Here is a 14,409-nt window from a genome sequence, read left to right on the forward strand (position 1 = left end):
GCCGGTAATCTGGAGCCATGTTCTTCGGCCTCACGATCGAGAAGCTGCTGCTGATCGGGGTGGTGGCTGCGCTGCTGGTCGGTCCGGAGCGTCTTCCCCGCTACGCGGAGGCGCTGGCCAAGTTCACGAAGCGCGCGAAAGAGACGCTGCAGGGTGCCCGCACGCGCATGCGCGACGAGATGGGGCCCGAGTTCGACGAGGTCGATTGGAAGAAGCTCGACCCCCGTCAGTACGACCCGCGCCGCATCATCCGCGAGGCGCTGCTGGACGACACCCCCACGGCGACCATGCGCGCCGCCGGGGCCGCCGCTCTCGCGGCGAAGCCCAAGCCGACGGTTCCGCCGTTCACGCCCGGGGAGCGGCCCCCGTTCGACGACGAAGCCACCTGAGCCGCGGGCGGCCGCCGGGGCCGGGGAGCGCGAAGGGTTCACGACTCAGGCGGGTCCTCGAGTTCGTCGAAGGGGCCGGTGTGCGTGGGGGTCCGGTGGCTTCGACAGGCTCAGCCACCTCGTGGTGTGTGTGCGGTAGGTCACTGAGCTCGTCGAAGGGGCCGGTGTGCTTGGGGGCGCGGTGGCTTCGACGGGCTCAGCCACCTGGTGTCTGTGTGTGTGGTCTCGGGCTCCGACGGGCTTGGCAGCCGGGGGTGCGGAGGCGTCAGACGCTCAGGCGCAGCGGCTTCCCGGCCAGACCCCTCGGGCGGATCGCCAGCGCCGCGGCGGCGGCGTCGATCGCCCGGGCGGCGGGGTCGTCGGGCTGCGAGAGCACGACGGGTCGGCCGTCGTCACCCCCCGCGCGCAGAGCGGGACTCAGGGGGACGGATGCCAGGAGCGGCACCTCCGCGTCGCCGGTCGACAGAGCGCGCGCCACCTCGTCACCCCCGCCGGCTCCGAACAGGTCGAGGACGGTGCCGTCGGGGAGCGTCATGGCGGCCATGTTCTCGATCACGCCGATCGGACGTTGACCGGTCTGACGCGCCACGAGCCCCGAACGCACAGCCACCTCGGCGGCGGCCGCCTGGGGCGTGGTCACGACGAGGACATCGGCGTGGGGGAGCAGCTGTCCGACCGAGATCGCCACGTCGCCCGTTCCCGGCGGCATGTCGAGCAGCAGCACGTCGAGGTCGCCGAAGAACACGTCGGTGAGGAACTGCTGCACAGTGCGGTGGAGCATCGGACCGCGCCACGCGACCGCGCCAGCGGCATCCTCTCCGGGGCGGCGGAGGAACATGCCGATCGAGATGACCTTCACGCCGTAAGCGACGGGCGGGAGTATCAGATCGTCGAGGCGGGTGGGCGCCGGGGGCAGCCCGTCGTCGTCGACCAGACCGAGGAGTCCCGGGATCGAGAAGCCGTGCACGTCGGCGTCGATCAGGCCCACGCGCAGTCCGCGCGCCGCGAGGGCGACGGCGAGGTTCGCGGTGACCGTCGACTTGCCGACGCCTCCCTTGCCGCTCGTGACGGCGATGACGCGGGTGAGCGAGTCGGGTCCGAAGGGCATCTCGCGCTTCGCGCGGCCCCCGCGCAGCTTCTCGGTCAGCGCCTTGCGCTCGTCGGGCGACATGACGCCGACGCGCACGTCGACCTCGTCGATCCCGGACACCGAGGCAGCGGCATCCCGCACGTCCCTCTCGATGCGATCGGCGGCGGGGCAGCCCACGATCGTCAGGGCGATGCCCACCTCGGCGACACCGCCGCGCACGTCGATCCCGCGCAGCATGTCGAGCTCGCCGAGGGGGCGCCGCAACTCGGGATCGGTGACGGCGGCGACCGCGTCGCGGACCTGCGCCGCGAGCTCCGCGGTCACGGGGTGGCCCGCGTCGACCCCGGGCGCGCGACCGCCTCGGGCTGCTCGTCGAGGCGTTCGAGCAGCGCCTTGAGTTCGGTGCGGAGCGTGTCTTTCGTGATGACCTCGTCGGTCAGGTCTTTCACCGCCATGCGCAGGGCGACGATCTCGCGCGCGAGGTACTCGGTGTCGGCGAGGTTGCGCTCGGCGCGCTGGCGATCCTGCTCGATCTGCACGCGGTCGCGGTCGTCCTGACGGTTCTGCGCCAGCAGGATGAGGGGCGCCGCGTACGACGCCTGCAGCGACAGCACGAGCGTGAGGGCCGTGAAGCCGATGTCGGCGGAGTCGAAGCGCAGCTCATCGGGCATGAGGGAGTTCCACCCCATCCACACCACGCAGAACAGCGTCAGCGACAGCAGGAAGGTCGGGGTCCCCATCGCGCGGGCGACCCACTCGGTGAAGCGCCCGAAACGGTCGCGCGAGGGCTGCGGCGCGCGCGGGGCGAGGACGCCGGTGCGCCCGCGGGGCGCATCGAGGGCGGGCGTCTTGTTGTTGCGTGCCATCAGCGCCTCCTCGGGGTCTGCGGGATCTGGGTGGGGATGCTCTGCGTCTGCAGGGCTCTGACCGAGGTCGGGGGTTTCGGATCGTCGCTGTCATGCGTGCGCCAGTCATCGGGCAGCAGATAGTCGAGCACGTCGTCGACGCTCACGCAGCCCACGAGGCGGTGCGCCTGATCGACCACGGGGAGCGAGACGAGGTTGTAGCTCGCGAGCAGGCGCGCGACCTCGGCCGCCGTGGCGTCGGAAGGCACCGGCTCGAGCGTGTCGTCGATGATCGCCCCGAGGCGCTCGTGCGGCGGGTAGCGCAGCATGCGCTGAAAGTGCACCGTCCCCAGCAGACGTCCGGTGGGCGTCTCGTACGGCGGGAGGGTGATGAACACGGATGCCGCGAGGGCGGGGTGCAGCTCGTGACGGCGGATGAGGGCCAGGGCCTCGGCGACCGTGGCATCCGCCGAGAGCACGATCGGCTCGGGGGTCATGAGACCGCCGGCGGTGTCGGGACCGTACTGCAGCAGGGCGCGGACGTCGTCGGCCTCCTCGGGCTCCATGAGCTCGAGCAGCTGCTCGGAGCGCGACTCGGGGAGCTGACCGAGGAGGTCGGCCGCGTCGTCGGGCTCCATGGCATCCAGGATGTCGGCGGCGCGCTCGTCGCCGAGCTGCTCGAGGATGTGCACCTGCTCGTCCTCGGGCATCTCTTCGAGCGCGTCGGCGAGGCGGTCGTCGCTGAGTTCTTCGGCGACCTCGATGAGGCGCTCCTCGGGGAGGTCGAGGAGGGTGTTGGCGAGGTCGGCCGGCTTGAGCTCGGAGTACGTCGCGACCAGCTGCTCGGCGGACTGAGCCTCGCCGGGGGTCTGGTTCTCGCGCACCTCGCCCCACGCGGCGAAGGTGGTCGCACCCTTGGCGAAGGGCGACGCGCTCGTGCGCGGGCGACGCAGGAACAGCTGCCCCACGTCCCACTCGCCGAGGCGGTTGCGTTCGATCGCGACGTCTTCGATGACCGCGCTTCCGGAGCCGTCGACGAGGCTCACGCGACGCCCGAGCATCTCGGCCATCACGCGCACCTCGCCGCCGCGCTGCTGGAAGCGGCGCACGTTGATGAGGCCGGTCGTGATGACCTGACCGGCCTGGATGGAGGTGACGCGTCCGATGGACACGAACACATGTCGGCGCCCGGGGATCTCGACGACGAGGCCCACGACGCGCGGCGCGGCCGACGCGCGGTAGATCACCACGACGTCGCGCACCTTGCCCAGGCGGTCGCCCGCCGGGTCGAACACCGTGCAGCCCGCCAAGCGGGCGACGAAAACCCTTTGCGTGCTCACCGGTACAGCGTAGTCCGCGCCTCATGCGCAACACCTCGGAACGCCCCAGGCGCGCGTGACAGGATGGTGAAATGAGTATGTTCGCGCAGCGTCCGGGCGCCGGCCGTGACGAGGTCGGCGAGAAGATCGCCTCGTTCCCGACGTACGAGCAGGCCCAGAAGGCCGTCTCGTCGCTGATCGCCGGGGAGGTCCCCGCGCGCGACATCGCCATCGTCGGGTCGGGCCTGCGCTCGATCGAACGCGTCACGGGTCGTCTCGGCTACGCCACCGCCGCCCGTTCGGGGGCGCTCAACGGCCTGATGCTCGGTCTGCTGTTCGCCTTCATCTTCGTGCTCGGCCAGCCCACCGTGCAGATCTCGCTGTTCGTCGGCGTGCTGCTGGTGGGTATGGCGCTCGGCATGCTCCTCAGCCTGGGCACCTACTCGATCGTGCGCCGCCGCCGCGACTTCGCCTCGGTGATGCAGGTCGCCGCCGACCACTACGACGTGTGCGTGGCCGCGACGAGCGTGCACAAGGCGCGCGGCATAGTCGGCCCCTCCGGCGCTCCGCGCACCGTCGTGTCGCGTCCCGCGGTCTCGCCGTCCGACCCGCCGCAGTACGGTGAGCGCGTGACCCCCGGGTCGACCGCGCCCGCCGCCCCGCCCCGGCCGCCCGCACCGACGGTCGCGCCCTCCGACGACGAGCCCCCGCGCTACGGCGAGCGGATCGCGCCGAAGGCGCCCGAGCCTCGGCCGCAGGCGCCGTCGGACGACGCCGCGCCCGGTGCCTCGGGCAGATCGACCCCGGCCGCGGGTGACACCACCGGCACCGACGACGCCGCCGGAACCGACGCCACGCGACCGACCGAGCGGTGAGCACCGACGCCGCCATGGCGGCCGAGCCCGTCCGCATCGCCGTCGCGCTCCCGACCGGCGCCACGGAGGTCTCGGGGCTGTGGTCGGCGGCATCCGGATCCGCCACCCGCACCACCGTCGCGCTCGCGCACGGGGCGGGGGCGGGCATGGAGCACCCGTTCCTCGCGGGCCTCACCGAGGCCCTCGCGGCCGACGGCATCTCCGTTCTGCGGTTCGTCTTCCCCTACGTCGAGGCAGGACGACGGATGCCGGGACCCGCCGCACACGCCGTGGCGACGTGGGCGGGCGTCCAGGAGTGGCTGGCGGGGGCGGTTCCGGGGGCGTACGCGGCCGTGGGCAAGTCGTACGGCGGGCGCATGGCGTCCGTCGCCGCGGCCGAGGGGATCATCGCCCCCGCCGGGCTCGTCTACCTGGGGTACCCGCTGCACGCGCCCGGACGCAGCGACAGGCCGCGCGCGGCGCACCTGCCCGCGATCGGGACGCCGCAGCTGTTCGTCGAGGGCGAGAACGACCCCTTCATCGACCCGCGCGCGCAGTTCGACGAGGTCGTCGCCACGTGCCGGGACGCGCGCGTGGAGTGGATCGCAGGAGGGAACCACTCGTTCGAGGTGAAGGGCGCGCGGCGTCCGGCCGAGCAGATCGGCGCGGGGCTCGCCCCGGTGGTCGCGGGGTTCGTGCGGTCGCTCTGAGGCCGCATCGCCCGCGTCGGGCGGCCGCATGCCGGGGGCGTGCGGCACAACTCCTGCAGATCCGAGGGGCGAGGGCGTGGAACGCGTCGATGCGCCGGATCTTCCGGAGTTGTGCGGCCTGCGCGTCGGCGCGCGGGCGACGGCCGGGCAGCCCGGTGCGGGCGGCCGCGGGAGGCCGGTGCGGGCGGCCGCGGGAGGCTGCTGCGAGCCGCACGGCGGCATCCGATCGCCCTGGGTCAGCGACCCGCTGCGTACCCCTGCGCGCCGCGGGGATTCGCGGCCGCCCAGAGCGTTCCGTCGGCGCCCCGCCCGACGGCCGTGACGCGCCCCAGCGACCAGTCGCCCATGCGGCGCACGCGGTGCCCGCGCTGCTCGAGGCCCGCGATCACCTCGGCGCCGAGGCGGTCCTCGACCGCGACGCCCGCGGGCGTCCAGGTACGCGGCCAGAACGAGTCGACGAGGGCCGTCGTGTGCAGGTTCGGGGCGTCGATGGCCTGTTGGGCCGAGTATCCGCCGACCAGCATGCGCAGCAGCACGGTGAGCTGCCACTGGTCCTGCTGGTCGCCGCCGGGCGAACCGAGGGCGATCACCTCGTCACCGCGCGAGAGCAGGGTCGGAGTGAGGGTCGTGCGCGGGCGGCGCCCGGGGGTGAGCGATGCCGGATGCCCCGGGACGAGCCACGTCGCCTGGAGCCGGGTGCCGAGGCAGAATCCCAGCGAGGGCACCGTGGGGGAGGACTGCAGCCACCCGCCGGACGGGGTCGCCGACACGACGTTGCCCCAGCGGTCGATCACGTCGATGTGGCACGTGTCTCCGCGGGTCTGCCCCGAGCGGTCGACCGTGGGCTCCCCGGTCGATCCGTCGGTGCGCGCGGAGTCGGTGCGCAGGGGAGGGCGCACCGGAGCGCGGCCCTCGGGGGACCCCGGATGCCACGCGGTCGAGGCCTCGGGCCCGATCAGGGCCCGGCGGGCGGCGACGTAGTCGTCGGCGAGCAGCGCGTCGACGCCGACCGCCCCGTCGGCGTCGCCGAACCAGGCGTCGCGATCGGCGTAGGCGAGCTTCTGGGCCTCGAGCACGCGGTGCGCCCCCTCGACGGTCGCGGGATCGAGCTCCGCGTCGTCGGCGACGTCGAGCATCCGCAGGGTCTGCAGCAGGGCGGGCCCCTGGGACCAGGTGCCCGCCTTGAAGATGTCCCACCCGCGGAACCCCGTACTCACGGCAGGCTCGAACCCGGCGCTCCACGACCGCAGGTCGTCCGCGTCCAGGATGCCGGCGTGATCGGCGCCGTCGGCATGCCGGTGCGGCTGCGCGATGAAGGCCGCGGCCTCGGGCAGCACGACGGTCATCCAGCGCGTGCGGGCGGCCTCGATGCGCGCGGTGCGGCCGTCGCCGGGTACGTCATCGCCCCGGGGCCCCGCCGCGACCAGACTCTCGAGCACGTCGGCGTACGCCGGATTGCGCACGAGCGAGTCGGCGGCGGGAGGCGTGCCCTGCGGCATCCATCGCTCCGCCGATGACGGCCAGTGGTCGCGGAAAAGCGCCGCGACCCGGGCGATCGTCACCGCGGCCCCCGCCACGAGCGGGTGCCCGTCGCGGGCGTAGCCGATCGCGTAGGCGAGCACGTCGCCCAGCTCCCAGGTGCCGTGATCGCGGAGCAGCAGCAGCCACGCGTCGACCGCCCCCGGCACCGCGGCCGCGAGACCGCCCGCGCCCGGGACGAGGTCGAGACCGCGCCCGCGGAAGTGCGCGATCGTCGCGCGCGCCGGTGCCGGACCCTGTCCCATCAGCACGACGGGCTCCGAAGCGCCCGCGGGCCGCACGAGCGCGACGAGGTCGCCGCCCGGTCCGTTCAGGTGCGGCTCGACGACGTGCAGCACGAAGGCGCCGGCGACCGCCGCGTCGAACGCATTGCCACCGCGCTCGAGCACGGCCTGGGCGGTGGCGGTCGCCGTCCAGTGCGTCGAGGCCGACATCCCGAACGTGCCGCGCAGCGTCGGCCGCGTGGTGAAGGATGCCGGGGGCGTGAACGTCATCGCGACTGCCGGGCGATCCACTCCTCGACCTCGTCGGCGGTGCGCGGGATGCCCGCGGAGAGGTTGACGGGCCCGTCCTCGGTCATGACGATGTCGTCTTCGATGCGCGCACCGATCCCGCGGTACTCCTCGGGGACCGTCAGGTCGTCGATCTGGAAGTACAGACCGGGCTCGATCGTGAAGACCATGCCGGGCTCGAGCAGACCGTCGTAGTACATGTCGCGACGGGCCTGGGCGCAGTCGTGCACGTCGATGCCGAGGTGGTGGCTCGTGCCGTGCACCATGTAGCGGCGGTGCTGGCCGCCCTTGTCGGCGTCGAGGGCCTCGTCGGCCGTGACGGGCAGCAGGCCCCACTCGGCGACGCGCGCGGCGATGACCTCCATGGCGGCCTCGTGCAGGCGCCGGAACGGCACGCCCACGCGGGCCGCGGCGAACGACGCGTCGGCGGCCTCGCGCACCGTCTCGTAGATGCGACGCTGGATCTCGGTGAAGGTTCCCGAGACGGGGAGGGTGCGCGTGATGTCGGCGGTGTAGAGGCTGTCGACCTCGACGCCCGCATCGACCAGGATTAGATCTCCCGGCTTCACGGCGCCGTCGTTGCGGGTCCAGTGCAGGTAGCACGCGTGCGGGCCCGACGCGGCGATCGTGTCGTATCCGACGCTGTTGCCGTCGGAACGCGCGCGCTGGTGGAACACGCCCTCGACCACGCGCTCACCGCGCGGGTGCTCGATGATGCGGGGGAGCTCGGCGACGATGTCGTCGAAGCCGCGGCCGGTCACCTCGACGGCCAGGGCCATCTGCGCGAGCTCGTAGTCGTCCTTGATCAGGCGCAGCTCCGAGACGAAGCGCGTCAGCTCGTCGTCGGTACCGACCGTGCGGTCGTCCGCCTCGGGCGAGAACGCGTCCAGGTGCGCCGTGGTCAGGCCGAGGTCGGCGGCGACGCCGTCGAGGGCGGGACGCGGTCCGATCCAGAACTCGCCGATCGTGGCATCCGAATAGAACTCCGCCGTCGTGCGGTCGGCGCGCTCGCGGAAATACAGCACGGCCTCGTGTCCCTCGTCGCGCGGCTCGAAGACGAGCACCGCGTCGGGCTCGGCGTCGCTGCCCCAGCCCGTGAGGTGCGAGAAGGCGGAGTGCGCACGGAAGGGGTAGTCGCAGTCGTTGCTGCGCTGCTTGAGGCCGCCCGCGGGCACGACGACGCGCTGGCCGGGGAAGGCGCGCGAGACGCGCGCGCGACGCCGCGCGGCCCACGCGGCCTGCTCGCGCGGCTCGGGGAGCGCGGCCGGGTGCTCGGCCCAACCGGTCGAGATGGTGTCGAGGAAGCCGCGGGGGAACGGCGCCTTGCGGTTGCTGGGGGCGTCGAGGGCGACCTCGTCGGTCTGCGGCTCGGCGGTCGTGGGCTCGGCGGGTGCGGTCGTGTCGCTGGTGGAGGGGGCGTCCATCGTTCCAGTCTCGCACCCGTCGCCGCGTCGCGCACGGATGCCCCCGCACCGACGCGCGGGGGAGGAGTCGTCTCAGCCCCCGGTGCGCTCCAGCTGCACGACGATCGGCCGGTGGTCGCTGCCGGAGCCGTCGAGGGAGCGCATCACGACCGAGCCCGACACGGTCCAGTCGGGCGTCGCCATGACGTGGTCGATCGGGGCGCCGAGCAGGGCCGGCGCATCGGTCGGCCACGTGCCCACCCCGCCGTTGCCGCTCTCCGACGCCGCGTCGTGGCAGCGACCGAGGGTTCCGCCGTCGACGCCCATACCGGTCATGTGGTCGAGGGTCGCGTTGAAGTCGCCCGCGAGGATGACGTTGTCGCTCGCGCACTGGTCGGCGAGCCACTGCAGGTCGCTGCGCCACTGCGGCATGTACTCCTCGCGCGGGGCGACGGCGTGGGCGGCGACGATGATCGGACCGTCGCCCGACACGGGCATCGCCACGGCGCTGGGCACGGTGGAGGTGTTGCTCGACCCGTCGAGGGACGACTGGATGACGGAGTAGTCGCCGAGCTCGGGCCGGATCAGCACGGTGGTCGAGGTGGCATCCCATCCGGTGATGCCGTATTCGCCGTACTCGGCGTGGTGCGCCCACATCGGCTGGCCCATGTCGCGCATGAGCTTCGCGACCTCGGCGCCCGTGTCGATCGTCGTCTCGGGGAGCGTGACGACGTCGGCCTGCATGCCGACGGCGAACTGCGCGATCGACTCCGCCGAGGTCGCCGATCCCGCGGTGTTCCAGGTCATCACGCGCAGGCTCGTGTCGGTCTTGGCCGGCAGCGCCTCGGTGCCGAGACCGCGCTGGCTCAGCAGGGCGACGTTGACCCCGCCGGCCACGCCCAGGATGAGCGCCAGCACCAGCGCGAGGGCGCGGATGGGGCGGATGAGGGCGAACAGCAGCATGAGCAGCGTCGCGGCCACCAGCACGGCCGCCAGCGCCGCGCGGAAGGAGATGATCTGCGCGAGCGGGAAGGTGCGCTCAAGTCCGAAGGCCGAGGGCCACGTGAGCACCGCAGCGCCCGCCGCGAAGACGAGCGCGACGAGGAATCCGAGCAGCCGACGCACCCGACCGACCCTAGGACAGACGTCTGGGAGATCGGCGGATGCCGGCAGGGTGGAGCCCGAGCGTCGTCACCGTGAGGGTGGGTGACGTGGTTCCCGGGGACGGTTTAGCCGGCGCGGCGCTGTCCCGCACGGCACGACGCGGACCTGTGCGCTCGCGCGCGCCGCGCGGTTCGGCCGGCGCGGCGCGGTACCGCGCGGCACGACGAGGCCCCGCGTGCCCGCGCGCGCCGCGGCGGAACCCGGAGCGATACGCTCGACGGGTGCCACACGATCGTCGATTCCACGGACCGGCTGATCTGCACCTGCACTCCTCGCACTCCGACGGCACCGAGCCCCCCGCCGAGGTGATGGCGGCCGCCCACCGTCACGGCGTGCGCACGGCCGCGCTCACCGACCACGACACCACCTCCGGCTGGGCCGAGGCCGCCGAGGCGGCGACCTCGCTCGGGATGACGTTCCTCCCCGGCATGGAGCTGTCGGCCCGGCACCGGTGGCGCAGCGTCCACCTGCTCGCCTACCTCGTCGATCCCGACGACGCGGGCCTGCGCGCGATGACCGATCGCATCCGTTCGTCCCGCCTCGACCGGGCCCAGATCATGGCCGAGCGCATCTCGCACGACTACGACCTCGCGTGGGACGACATCGTCGCGCAGACCACCGACGGCGCGACCGTGGGACGCCCCCACATCGCCGACGCCCTCGTCGCGCGGGGGATCGTCGCCGACCGCACCGAGGCGTTCGCCGGCATCCTGCATCCTTCCGGCGACTACTACGTCGCGCTCTACGCTCCCGACCCGGTGACCGCGGTCGAGCTGGTCGTCTCGGCGGGGGGCGTGCCGATCGTCGCGCACCCGGCCGGTCGTGCCCTGCTGCCCGACAGCGTGATCGAGGCGATGCTCCGGGCCGGCCTGGCGGGATTCGAGCTCGCGCACCGCGAGAACCTTCCCGAGCCCACCGCGCTGCTCGCCGCCCTCGCCGCGGAGCGCGACCTCATCGTCACCGGGTCGAGCGACTATCACGGCCTCGGCAAACCCAACGTCCCGGGGGAGAACACCACCGCCGACGACATGGTCGCGCGCATCGTCGCTCGAGGCCGCGGAACGGCACCGGTCTTCGCCTGAGGCGCGGGTGCCGCGCCGGTGTGGGCCGGGGCGTCGGTGTGGGCCGGGGCGCCGGGGTGGGCCGGGGCGCCGGGGTGGGCCGGGGCGCCGGGGTGGGCCGCCGGGCGTCGGTGTGGGCCGGGGTGCTGGTGTGGGCCGGGCCGGTGCGAGCCGGGCCCGTGTGAGCCGCGGTGCTGGTGCGGGCCGGGGTGGGCGAGCCCCGATAAACGCCGTTTGTGCTCAGAAAGGCGTCCTCGGTGCGTGTCTCGACACAGGAAGCGTTTATCGCGGGGGTGAGGGTGGGGTGCGCCCTCCGGGTGGGGAGGAGAGCCGGATGCCGCTGTCCGCCCGCGACGAGCGACGGCGCCGACCCCTGAAGGGATCGGCGCCGTCGGAACGTGCGCGTGTCAGGCGACGGGAGCGGTCGGGGCTCCCGAGCTGCCGCCGCTGCGGCGGCGACGACGGCGGCGCGGTGCGGCGTTGCCGTCGTGGTGCTCCTTGCCGGAGCCGTCGTGCGTTCCGGCGCCGCCCTCGGCGCGCGGAGCGCCCTCGGTCGACGACTCGCCACTCGACGAGCCCCCGCGCCGACGGCGACGACGCGGGGCGCGCTCGCCCTCGGCATCCGTCGATCCCTCGCTCCTGCGCTCGGGCTTGGGCTTGGACTCGGCCGCCTTCGGCGCGGTCACGAGACGACCCTTCGTGCCCTCGGGGATGTCGAGGTCGGTGTAGAGGTGGGGGCTCGACGAGTACGTCTCGGTGGGCTCGGGCTGACCGAACTCGAGGGCGCGGTTGATGAGGGCCCACTTGTGCACGTCGTCCCAGTCGACGAACGTCACCGCGATACCGGTGCGACCGGCGCGGCCGGTGCGGCCGGCGCGGTGCAGGTAGGTCTTCTCGTCGTCGGGGATCGTGTGGTTGATGACGTGCGTGACGTCGTTCACGTCGATGCCGCGCGCGGCGACGTCGGTGGCGATCAGCACGTCCTTCTTGCCGGCCTTGAACGCCGCCATCGAGCGCTCGCGCGCCTCCTGGCTCATGTCGCCGTGGACGGCGGCGGCGTTGAAGCCGCGGTCGCCGAGCTCGTCGACGAGCTTCTGCGCGGCGCGCTTGGTGCGGGTGAAGATGACCGCCTTCTCTCGACCCTCGGCCTGCAGGATGCGGGCGATGACCTCGTCTTTGTCGAGCGAGTGCGCGCGGTAGACGAGGTGCTTGATGTTCGCCTGCGTGAGGCCCTCGTCGGGGTCGTTGGCGCGCATGTGGATCGGGTTCGACATGAACCGGCGCGCCAGGGCGACGATCGGCCCGGGCATGGTCGCCGAGAACAGCTGCGTGTGCCGCACGGCGGGGACCTTCGAGAAGATCTTCTCGATGTCGGCGAGGAAGCCGAGGTCGAGCATCTTGTCGGCCTCGTCGAGCACGACCTCGGTCGCGTGCGACAGGTCGAGCAGGCGCTGGTTGGCGAGGTCGATCAGACGACCGGGCGTGCCGACGACGATCTGGGCGCCGGCCTTAAGCTGGTCGATCTGGCCCTCGTACGCCTTGCCGCCGTAGATGGCGACGACGCTCGTGGAGCGGTTGGAGGTCAGCATGTCCATGTCTTCGTAGACCTGCACGGCGAGCTCGCGCGTCGGGACGACGATGAGCGCCTTCACGCCCGGCTCGGGGTCGAGCCCGAGGCGCTGGACCACGGGGATGCCGAAGCCGAACGTCTTTCCGGTACCCGTCTTGGCCTGACCGATGATGTCCTGGCCGGGCAGGCCCAGGGGGATCGTCTGCTCCTGAATGGGGAAGGCATCGGTGATGCCCTTGGAAGCCAGGGCATCGACGATGTCCTGGTCGATGCCGAGCTCGGCGAAGGTCGTCATGAAACAGCCTGTTCCGGCGGCGAGAGACCGCCTGGGGAGTCGTATCCACGCCGTCACTCGTCCACAGGCGCGGGGTCCCGATCCATCGCCGGGACCCGACCACTCTACCCGGCGTGTCTCGCGGGCCCCCGACACCGCGCCTAGGCTGTGGTCTGTGTTCGAGTGGCTTCGTCGTCGTCAGCGCCCGGTGGGCCGCACGCTGCAGTTGCGCTCGCGCGGAGACCTCGGCGAGGCCATGCGCGTCGACTTCGCCGAGCTGGCCCCCGACGTCGAGACCTTCCTCGGGCAGGCCGCCTATCTGCAGCTCGGCTTCTTCGAGACGCTGAGCGAGTTGATCGCCCTCACGCCCGAGCTCGCCGAGAAGGAGTCGCTCTCCCGCGCGGCGGGTGCGGCGCTGATCAAGCACCAGGAGCTCGTGGCGCTCATCCGCGAGCGCGGGGCCGACCCGACGCAGCTCATGCTGCCGTTCCGGGAGTCGCTCGACGCGTTCCGCCGCAACACGCACGGCATCCGTCCCCAGGAGACGATGCTGACGGTCCACATCACGGCCGGGATGCTCGACGACTTCTATCTGGCGCTCTCCTCGAGCTACGGCGATACCGGCAAGCGCGTGGCGCGCATCCTGCAGGCCGACGACGACCGGCAGGCGATCGTCGACATCCTCGGCGCCACGATCGACAGCGACGAGGAGTGGCGCTGGCTTCTGGCGCTGTGGGGGCGCCGGCTCGTCGGCGACACGCTGCTCGTCGCGCGCGCGGCGCTGCGGCACGGGCACCTCGACCGCGCCGAGGAGGCCAAGGTCGAGCCCGTCTTCAGCGAGCTGATGGGTGCGCACGCACGACGCATGGATGCCATGGGCCTGGCGGCCTGACACCGCTGCGTTCGTGCGGGACGCCGTCGCGGTGGCTCGGACCCGCCATCGGTGCGCTGCCGCGGCTCGACGCCGTGGTTTCCGTGCGGGGCCCCGCGGAGGCTGAGACGGGAGGCCGTGCGCCGCGAAGAGTCAGACGGTCAGGTGCGCGCGGTCAGCGTCGTCGCGGGCGCGACGCGAACGACTGACGAGCGGGATCAGCGCGAACACCGTGACCGCGGGGGCGAGGACAGCCACCACCCAGACGAGGGGCGAATCGCCGAGCCCCGTCCAGGTGAGCGCCGTCCACGCGACGGCGGCCGCCGCCGCACCCGCGAACGGGGCGAGCGCGGCTCCGCGCAGGTCGCGGCCGGGGAGCGCGACGTGGGCCGCGAGGCCGATCACCGCGCCCACCAGGAGACCGAGCAGGATCTGCACGGCGGAAGGATCAGGCGACGAAGCCGACGCGTCGCGACTCTTCGGTGCCGAGTTCGACGAACGCGAGGTTGGCGGTGGGGACGAGGTACGAGTTGCCCTTGACGTCGGTGAAGGTGACGTGGCTGGCGGAGCTGTCGAGGGCCGAGGCGACGGCCGACTTGACGGCGTCGGAGCTCTCGTTCGTCTCGAAGTTCAGCTCGCGGCCGGTGTTGGTGATGCCGATGCGGATCTCCACGATGCGTCCTTTCCCCGCGGGCCGCGGTCGGCCCGGCGCGTGCTTCGACTCTAGGGCAGGGTTCCGACGCGGCAGCCCGTCGCGCGGGCCGCTTCGCGGATGGCGAACGCGACGCGCCAGGCGTGCGCCGGCCGC

Annotated in this window: 14 protein-coding genes; 5 read left to right on the plus strand and 9 right to left on the minus strand. The window is 72.9% G+C overall.

Going from position 1 to position 14,409, the window contains the following annotated elements; all coding sequences use genetic code 11:
- Positions 1 to 17: 17 nt before the first annotated feature.
- Positions 18 to 389, plus strand: coding sequence for a twin-arginine translocase TatA/TatE family subunit (locus tag FB047_RS00515; RefSeq protein WP_136585310.1), 372 nt, complete (start codon positions 18 to 20; stop codon positions 387 to 389).
- A gap of 265 nt (positions 390 to 654) precedes the next feature.
- On the opposite strand, the gene FB047_RS00520 is transcribed toward FB047_RS00515, so the two are convergent.
- From FB047_RS00520 to FB047_RS00530, 3 genes are read right to left on the minus strand one after another with little or no spacing between them, the layout of a single operon-like run.
- The gene (locus FB047_RS00520) at positions 655 to 1,803 is read right to left on the minus strand and encodes an Mrp/NBP35 family ATP-binding protein (protein WP_136585311.1); all 1,149 of its coding nucleotides are present in this window, start codon (positions 1,801 to 1,803) and stop codon (positions 655 to 657) included.
- A complete protein-coding gene (locus FB047_RS00525) occupies positions 1,800 to 2,345 on the minus strand; it encodes a DUF1003 domain-containing protein (RefSeq protein WP_136585312.1) in 546 nt (181 codons plus the stop codon). Before FB047_RS00525 ends, FB047_RS00520 begins: the two co-directional genes overlap by 4 nt.
- On the minus strand, positions 2,345 to 3,664 hold the full coding sequence (locus FB047_RS00530; RefSeq protein WP_136585313.1) for a magnesium transporter MgtE N-terminal domain-containing protein: 1,320 nt from the start codon (positions 3,662 to 3,664) through the stop codon (positions 2,345 to 2,347). The genes FB047_RS00525 and FB047_RS00530 overlap by 1 nt, the downstream gene beginning before the upstream one ends.
- Before the next feature lie 71 nt (positions 3,665 to 3,735).
- Here FB047_RS00530 and FB047_RS00535 point away from each other — a divergent pair, with 71 nt between their 5' ends.
- Complete coding sequence (locus FB047_RS00535) at positions 3,736 to 4,518, plus strand: YflT domain-containing protein (RefSeq protein ID WP_240752389.1); 783 nt, start codon at positions 3,736 to 3,738, stop codon at positions 4,516 to 4,518.
- A 14-nt stretch (positions 4,519 to 4,532) separates the two neighbouring features.
- Positions 4,533 to 5,207, plus strand: coding sequence for an alpha/beta hydrolase family protein (locus tag FB047_RS00540; RefSeq protein ID WP_136585828.1), 675 nt, complete (start codon positions 4,533 to 4,535; stop codon positions 5,205 to 5,207).
- Positions 5,208 to 5,443: 236 nt separating this feature from the next.
- Here FB047_RS00540 and FB047_RS00545 read toward each other — a convergent pair whose 3' ends face one another.
- From FB047_RS00545 to FB047_RS00555, 3 genes are all read right to left on the minus strand, one after another.
- On the minus strand, positions 5,444 to 7,240 hold the full coding sequence (locus FB047_RS00545) for a gamma-glutamyltransferase family protein (protein WP_136585829.1): 1,797 nt from the start codon (positions 7,238 to 7,240) through the stop codon (positions 5,444 to 5,446).
- Entirely contained in the window at positions 7,237 to 8,682 is a 1,446-nt protein-coding gene (locus FB047_RS00550) for an aminopeptidase P family protein (RefSeq protein WP_136585314.1), read from the minus strand. The genes FB047_RS00545 and FB047_RS00550 overlap by 4 nt, the downstream gene beginning before the upstream one ends.
- Positions 8,683 to 8,754: 72 nt before the next feature.
- On the minus strand, positions 8,755 to 9,786 hold the full coding sequence (locus tag FB047_RS00555; protein WP_136585315.1) for an endonuclease/exonuclease/phosphatase family protein: 1,032 nt from the start codon (positions 9,784 to 9,786) through the stop codon (positions 8,755 to 8,757).
- A 260-nt stretch (positions 9,787 to 10,046) separates the two neighbouring features.
- On the opposite strand from FB047_RS00555, the gene FB047_RS00560 reads away from it, so the two are divergent.
- Entirely contained in the window at positions 10,047 to 10,907 is an 861-nt protein-coding gene (locus tag FB047_RS00560; RefSeq protein ID WP_136585316.1) for a PHP domain-containing protein, read from the plus strand.
- Between the two features lie 386 nt (positions 10,908 to 11,293).
- Here FB047_RS00560 and FB047_RS00565 read toward each other — a convergent pair whose 3' ends face one another.
- Positions 11,294 to 12,751 (minus strand): DEAD/DEAH box helicase, encoded by a 1,458-nt coding sequence (locus tag FB047_RS00565; protein ID WP_136585317.1) that lies wholly within the window; start codon positions 12,749 to 12,751, stop codon positions 11,294 to 11,296.
- A gap of 154 nt (positions 12,752 to 12,905) precedes the next feature.
- Between FB047_RS00565 and FB047_RS00570 the strand changes: the two genes are divergently transcribed.
- Positions 12,906 to 13,622: a ferritin-like fold-containing protein gene (locus tag FB047_RS00570; protein WP_136585318.1), complete on the plus strand. Its 717-nt coding sequence runs from the start codon at positions 12,906 to 12,908 to the stop codon at positions 13,620 to 13,622.
- Between the two features lie 132 nt (positions 13,623 to 13,754).
- Here the strand turns inward: FB047_RS00570 and FB047_RS00575 are convergent, their stop codons facing one another.
- Complete coding sequence (locus FB047_RS00575) at positions 13,755 to 14,039, minus strand: hypothetical protein (protein WP_136585319.1); 285 nt, start codon at positions 14,037 to 14,039, stop codon at positions 13,755 to 13,757.
- 10 nt (positions 14,040 to 14,049) lie between these two features.
- Complete coding sequence (locus FB047_RS00580) at positions 14,050 to 14,274, minus strand: DUF3107 domain-containing protein (RefSeq protein WP_116537759.1); 225 nt, start codon at positions 14,272 to 14,274, stop codon at positions 14,050 to 14,052.
- Positions 14,275 to 14,409: the final 135 nt, after the last annotated feature.

Origin of the sequence: Microbacterium hydrothermale, assembly GCF_004854025.1 — a bacterium.
Classification (GTDB): domain Bacteria; phylum Actinomycetota; class Actinomycetes; order Actinomycetales; family Microbacteriaceae; genus Microbacterium; species Microbacterium hydrothermale.

What these genes read in the sequence shown, in the direction of transcription:
- FB047_RS00545 (WP_136585829.1), bottom strand. Translation starts at nt 7,240, where the DNA reads ATGACGTTCACGCCCCCGGCATCCTTCACCACGCGGCCGACGCTGCGC.
- FB047_RS00540 (WP_136585828.1), top strand. Translation starts at nt 4,533, where the DNA reads ATGGCGGCCGAGCCCGTCCGCATCGCCGTCGCGCTCCCGACCGGCGCC.
- FB047_RS00515 (WP_136585310.1), top strand. Translation starts at nt 18, where the DNA reads ATGTTCTTCGGCCTCACGATCGAGAAGCTGCTGCTGATCGGGGTGGTG.
- FB047_RS00565 (WP_136585317.1), bottom strand. Translation starts at nt 12,751, where the DNA reads ATGACGACCTTCGCCGAGCTCGGCATCGACCAGGACATCGTCGATGCC.
- FB047_RS00525 (WP_136585312.1), bottom strand. Translation starts at nt 2,345, where the DNA reads ATGGCACGCAACAACAAGACGCCCGCCCTCGATGCGCCCCGCGGGCGC.
- FB047_RS00550 (WP_136585314.1), bottom strand. Translation starts at nt 8,682, where the DNA reads ATGGACGCCCCCTCCACCAGCGACACGACCGCACCCGCCGAGCCCACG.
- FB047_RS00535 (WP_240752389.1), top strand. Translation starts at nt 3,736, where the DNA reads ATGAGTATGTTCGCGCAGCGTCCGGGCGCCGGCCGTGACGAGGTCGGC.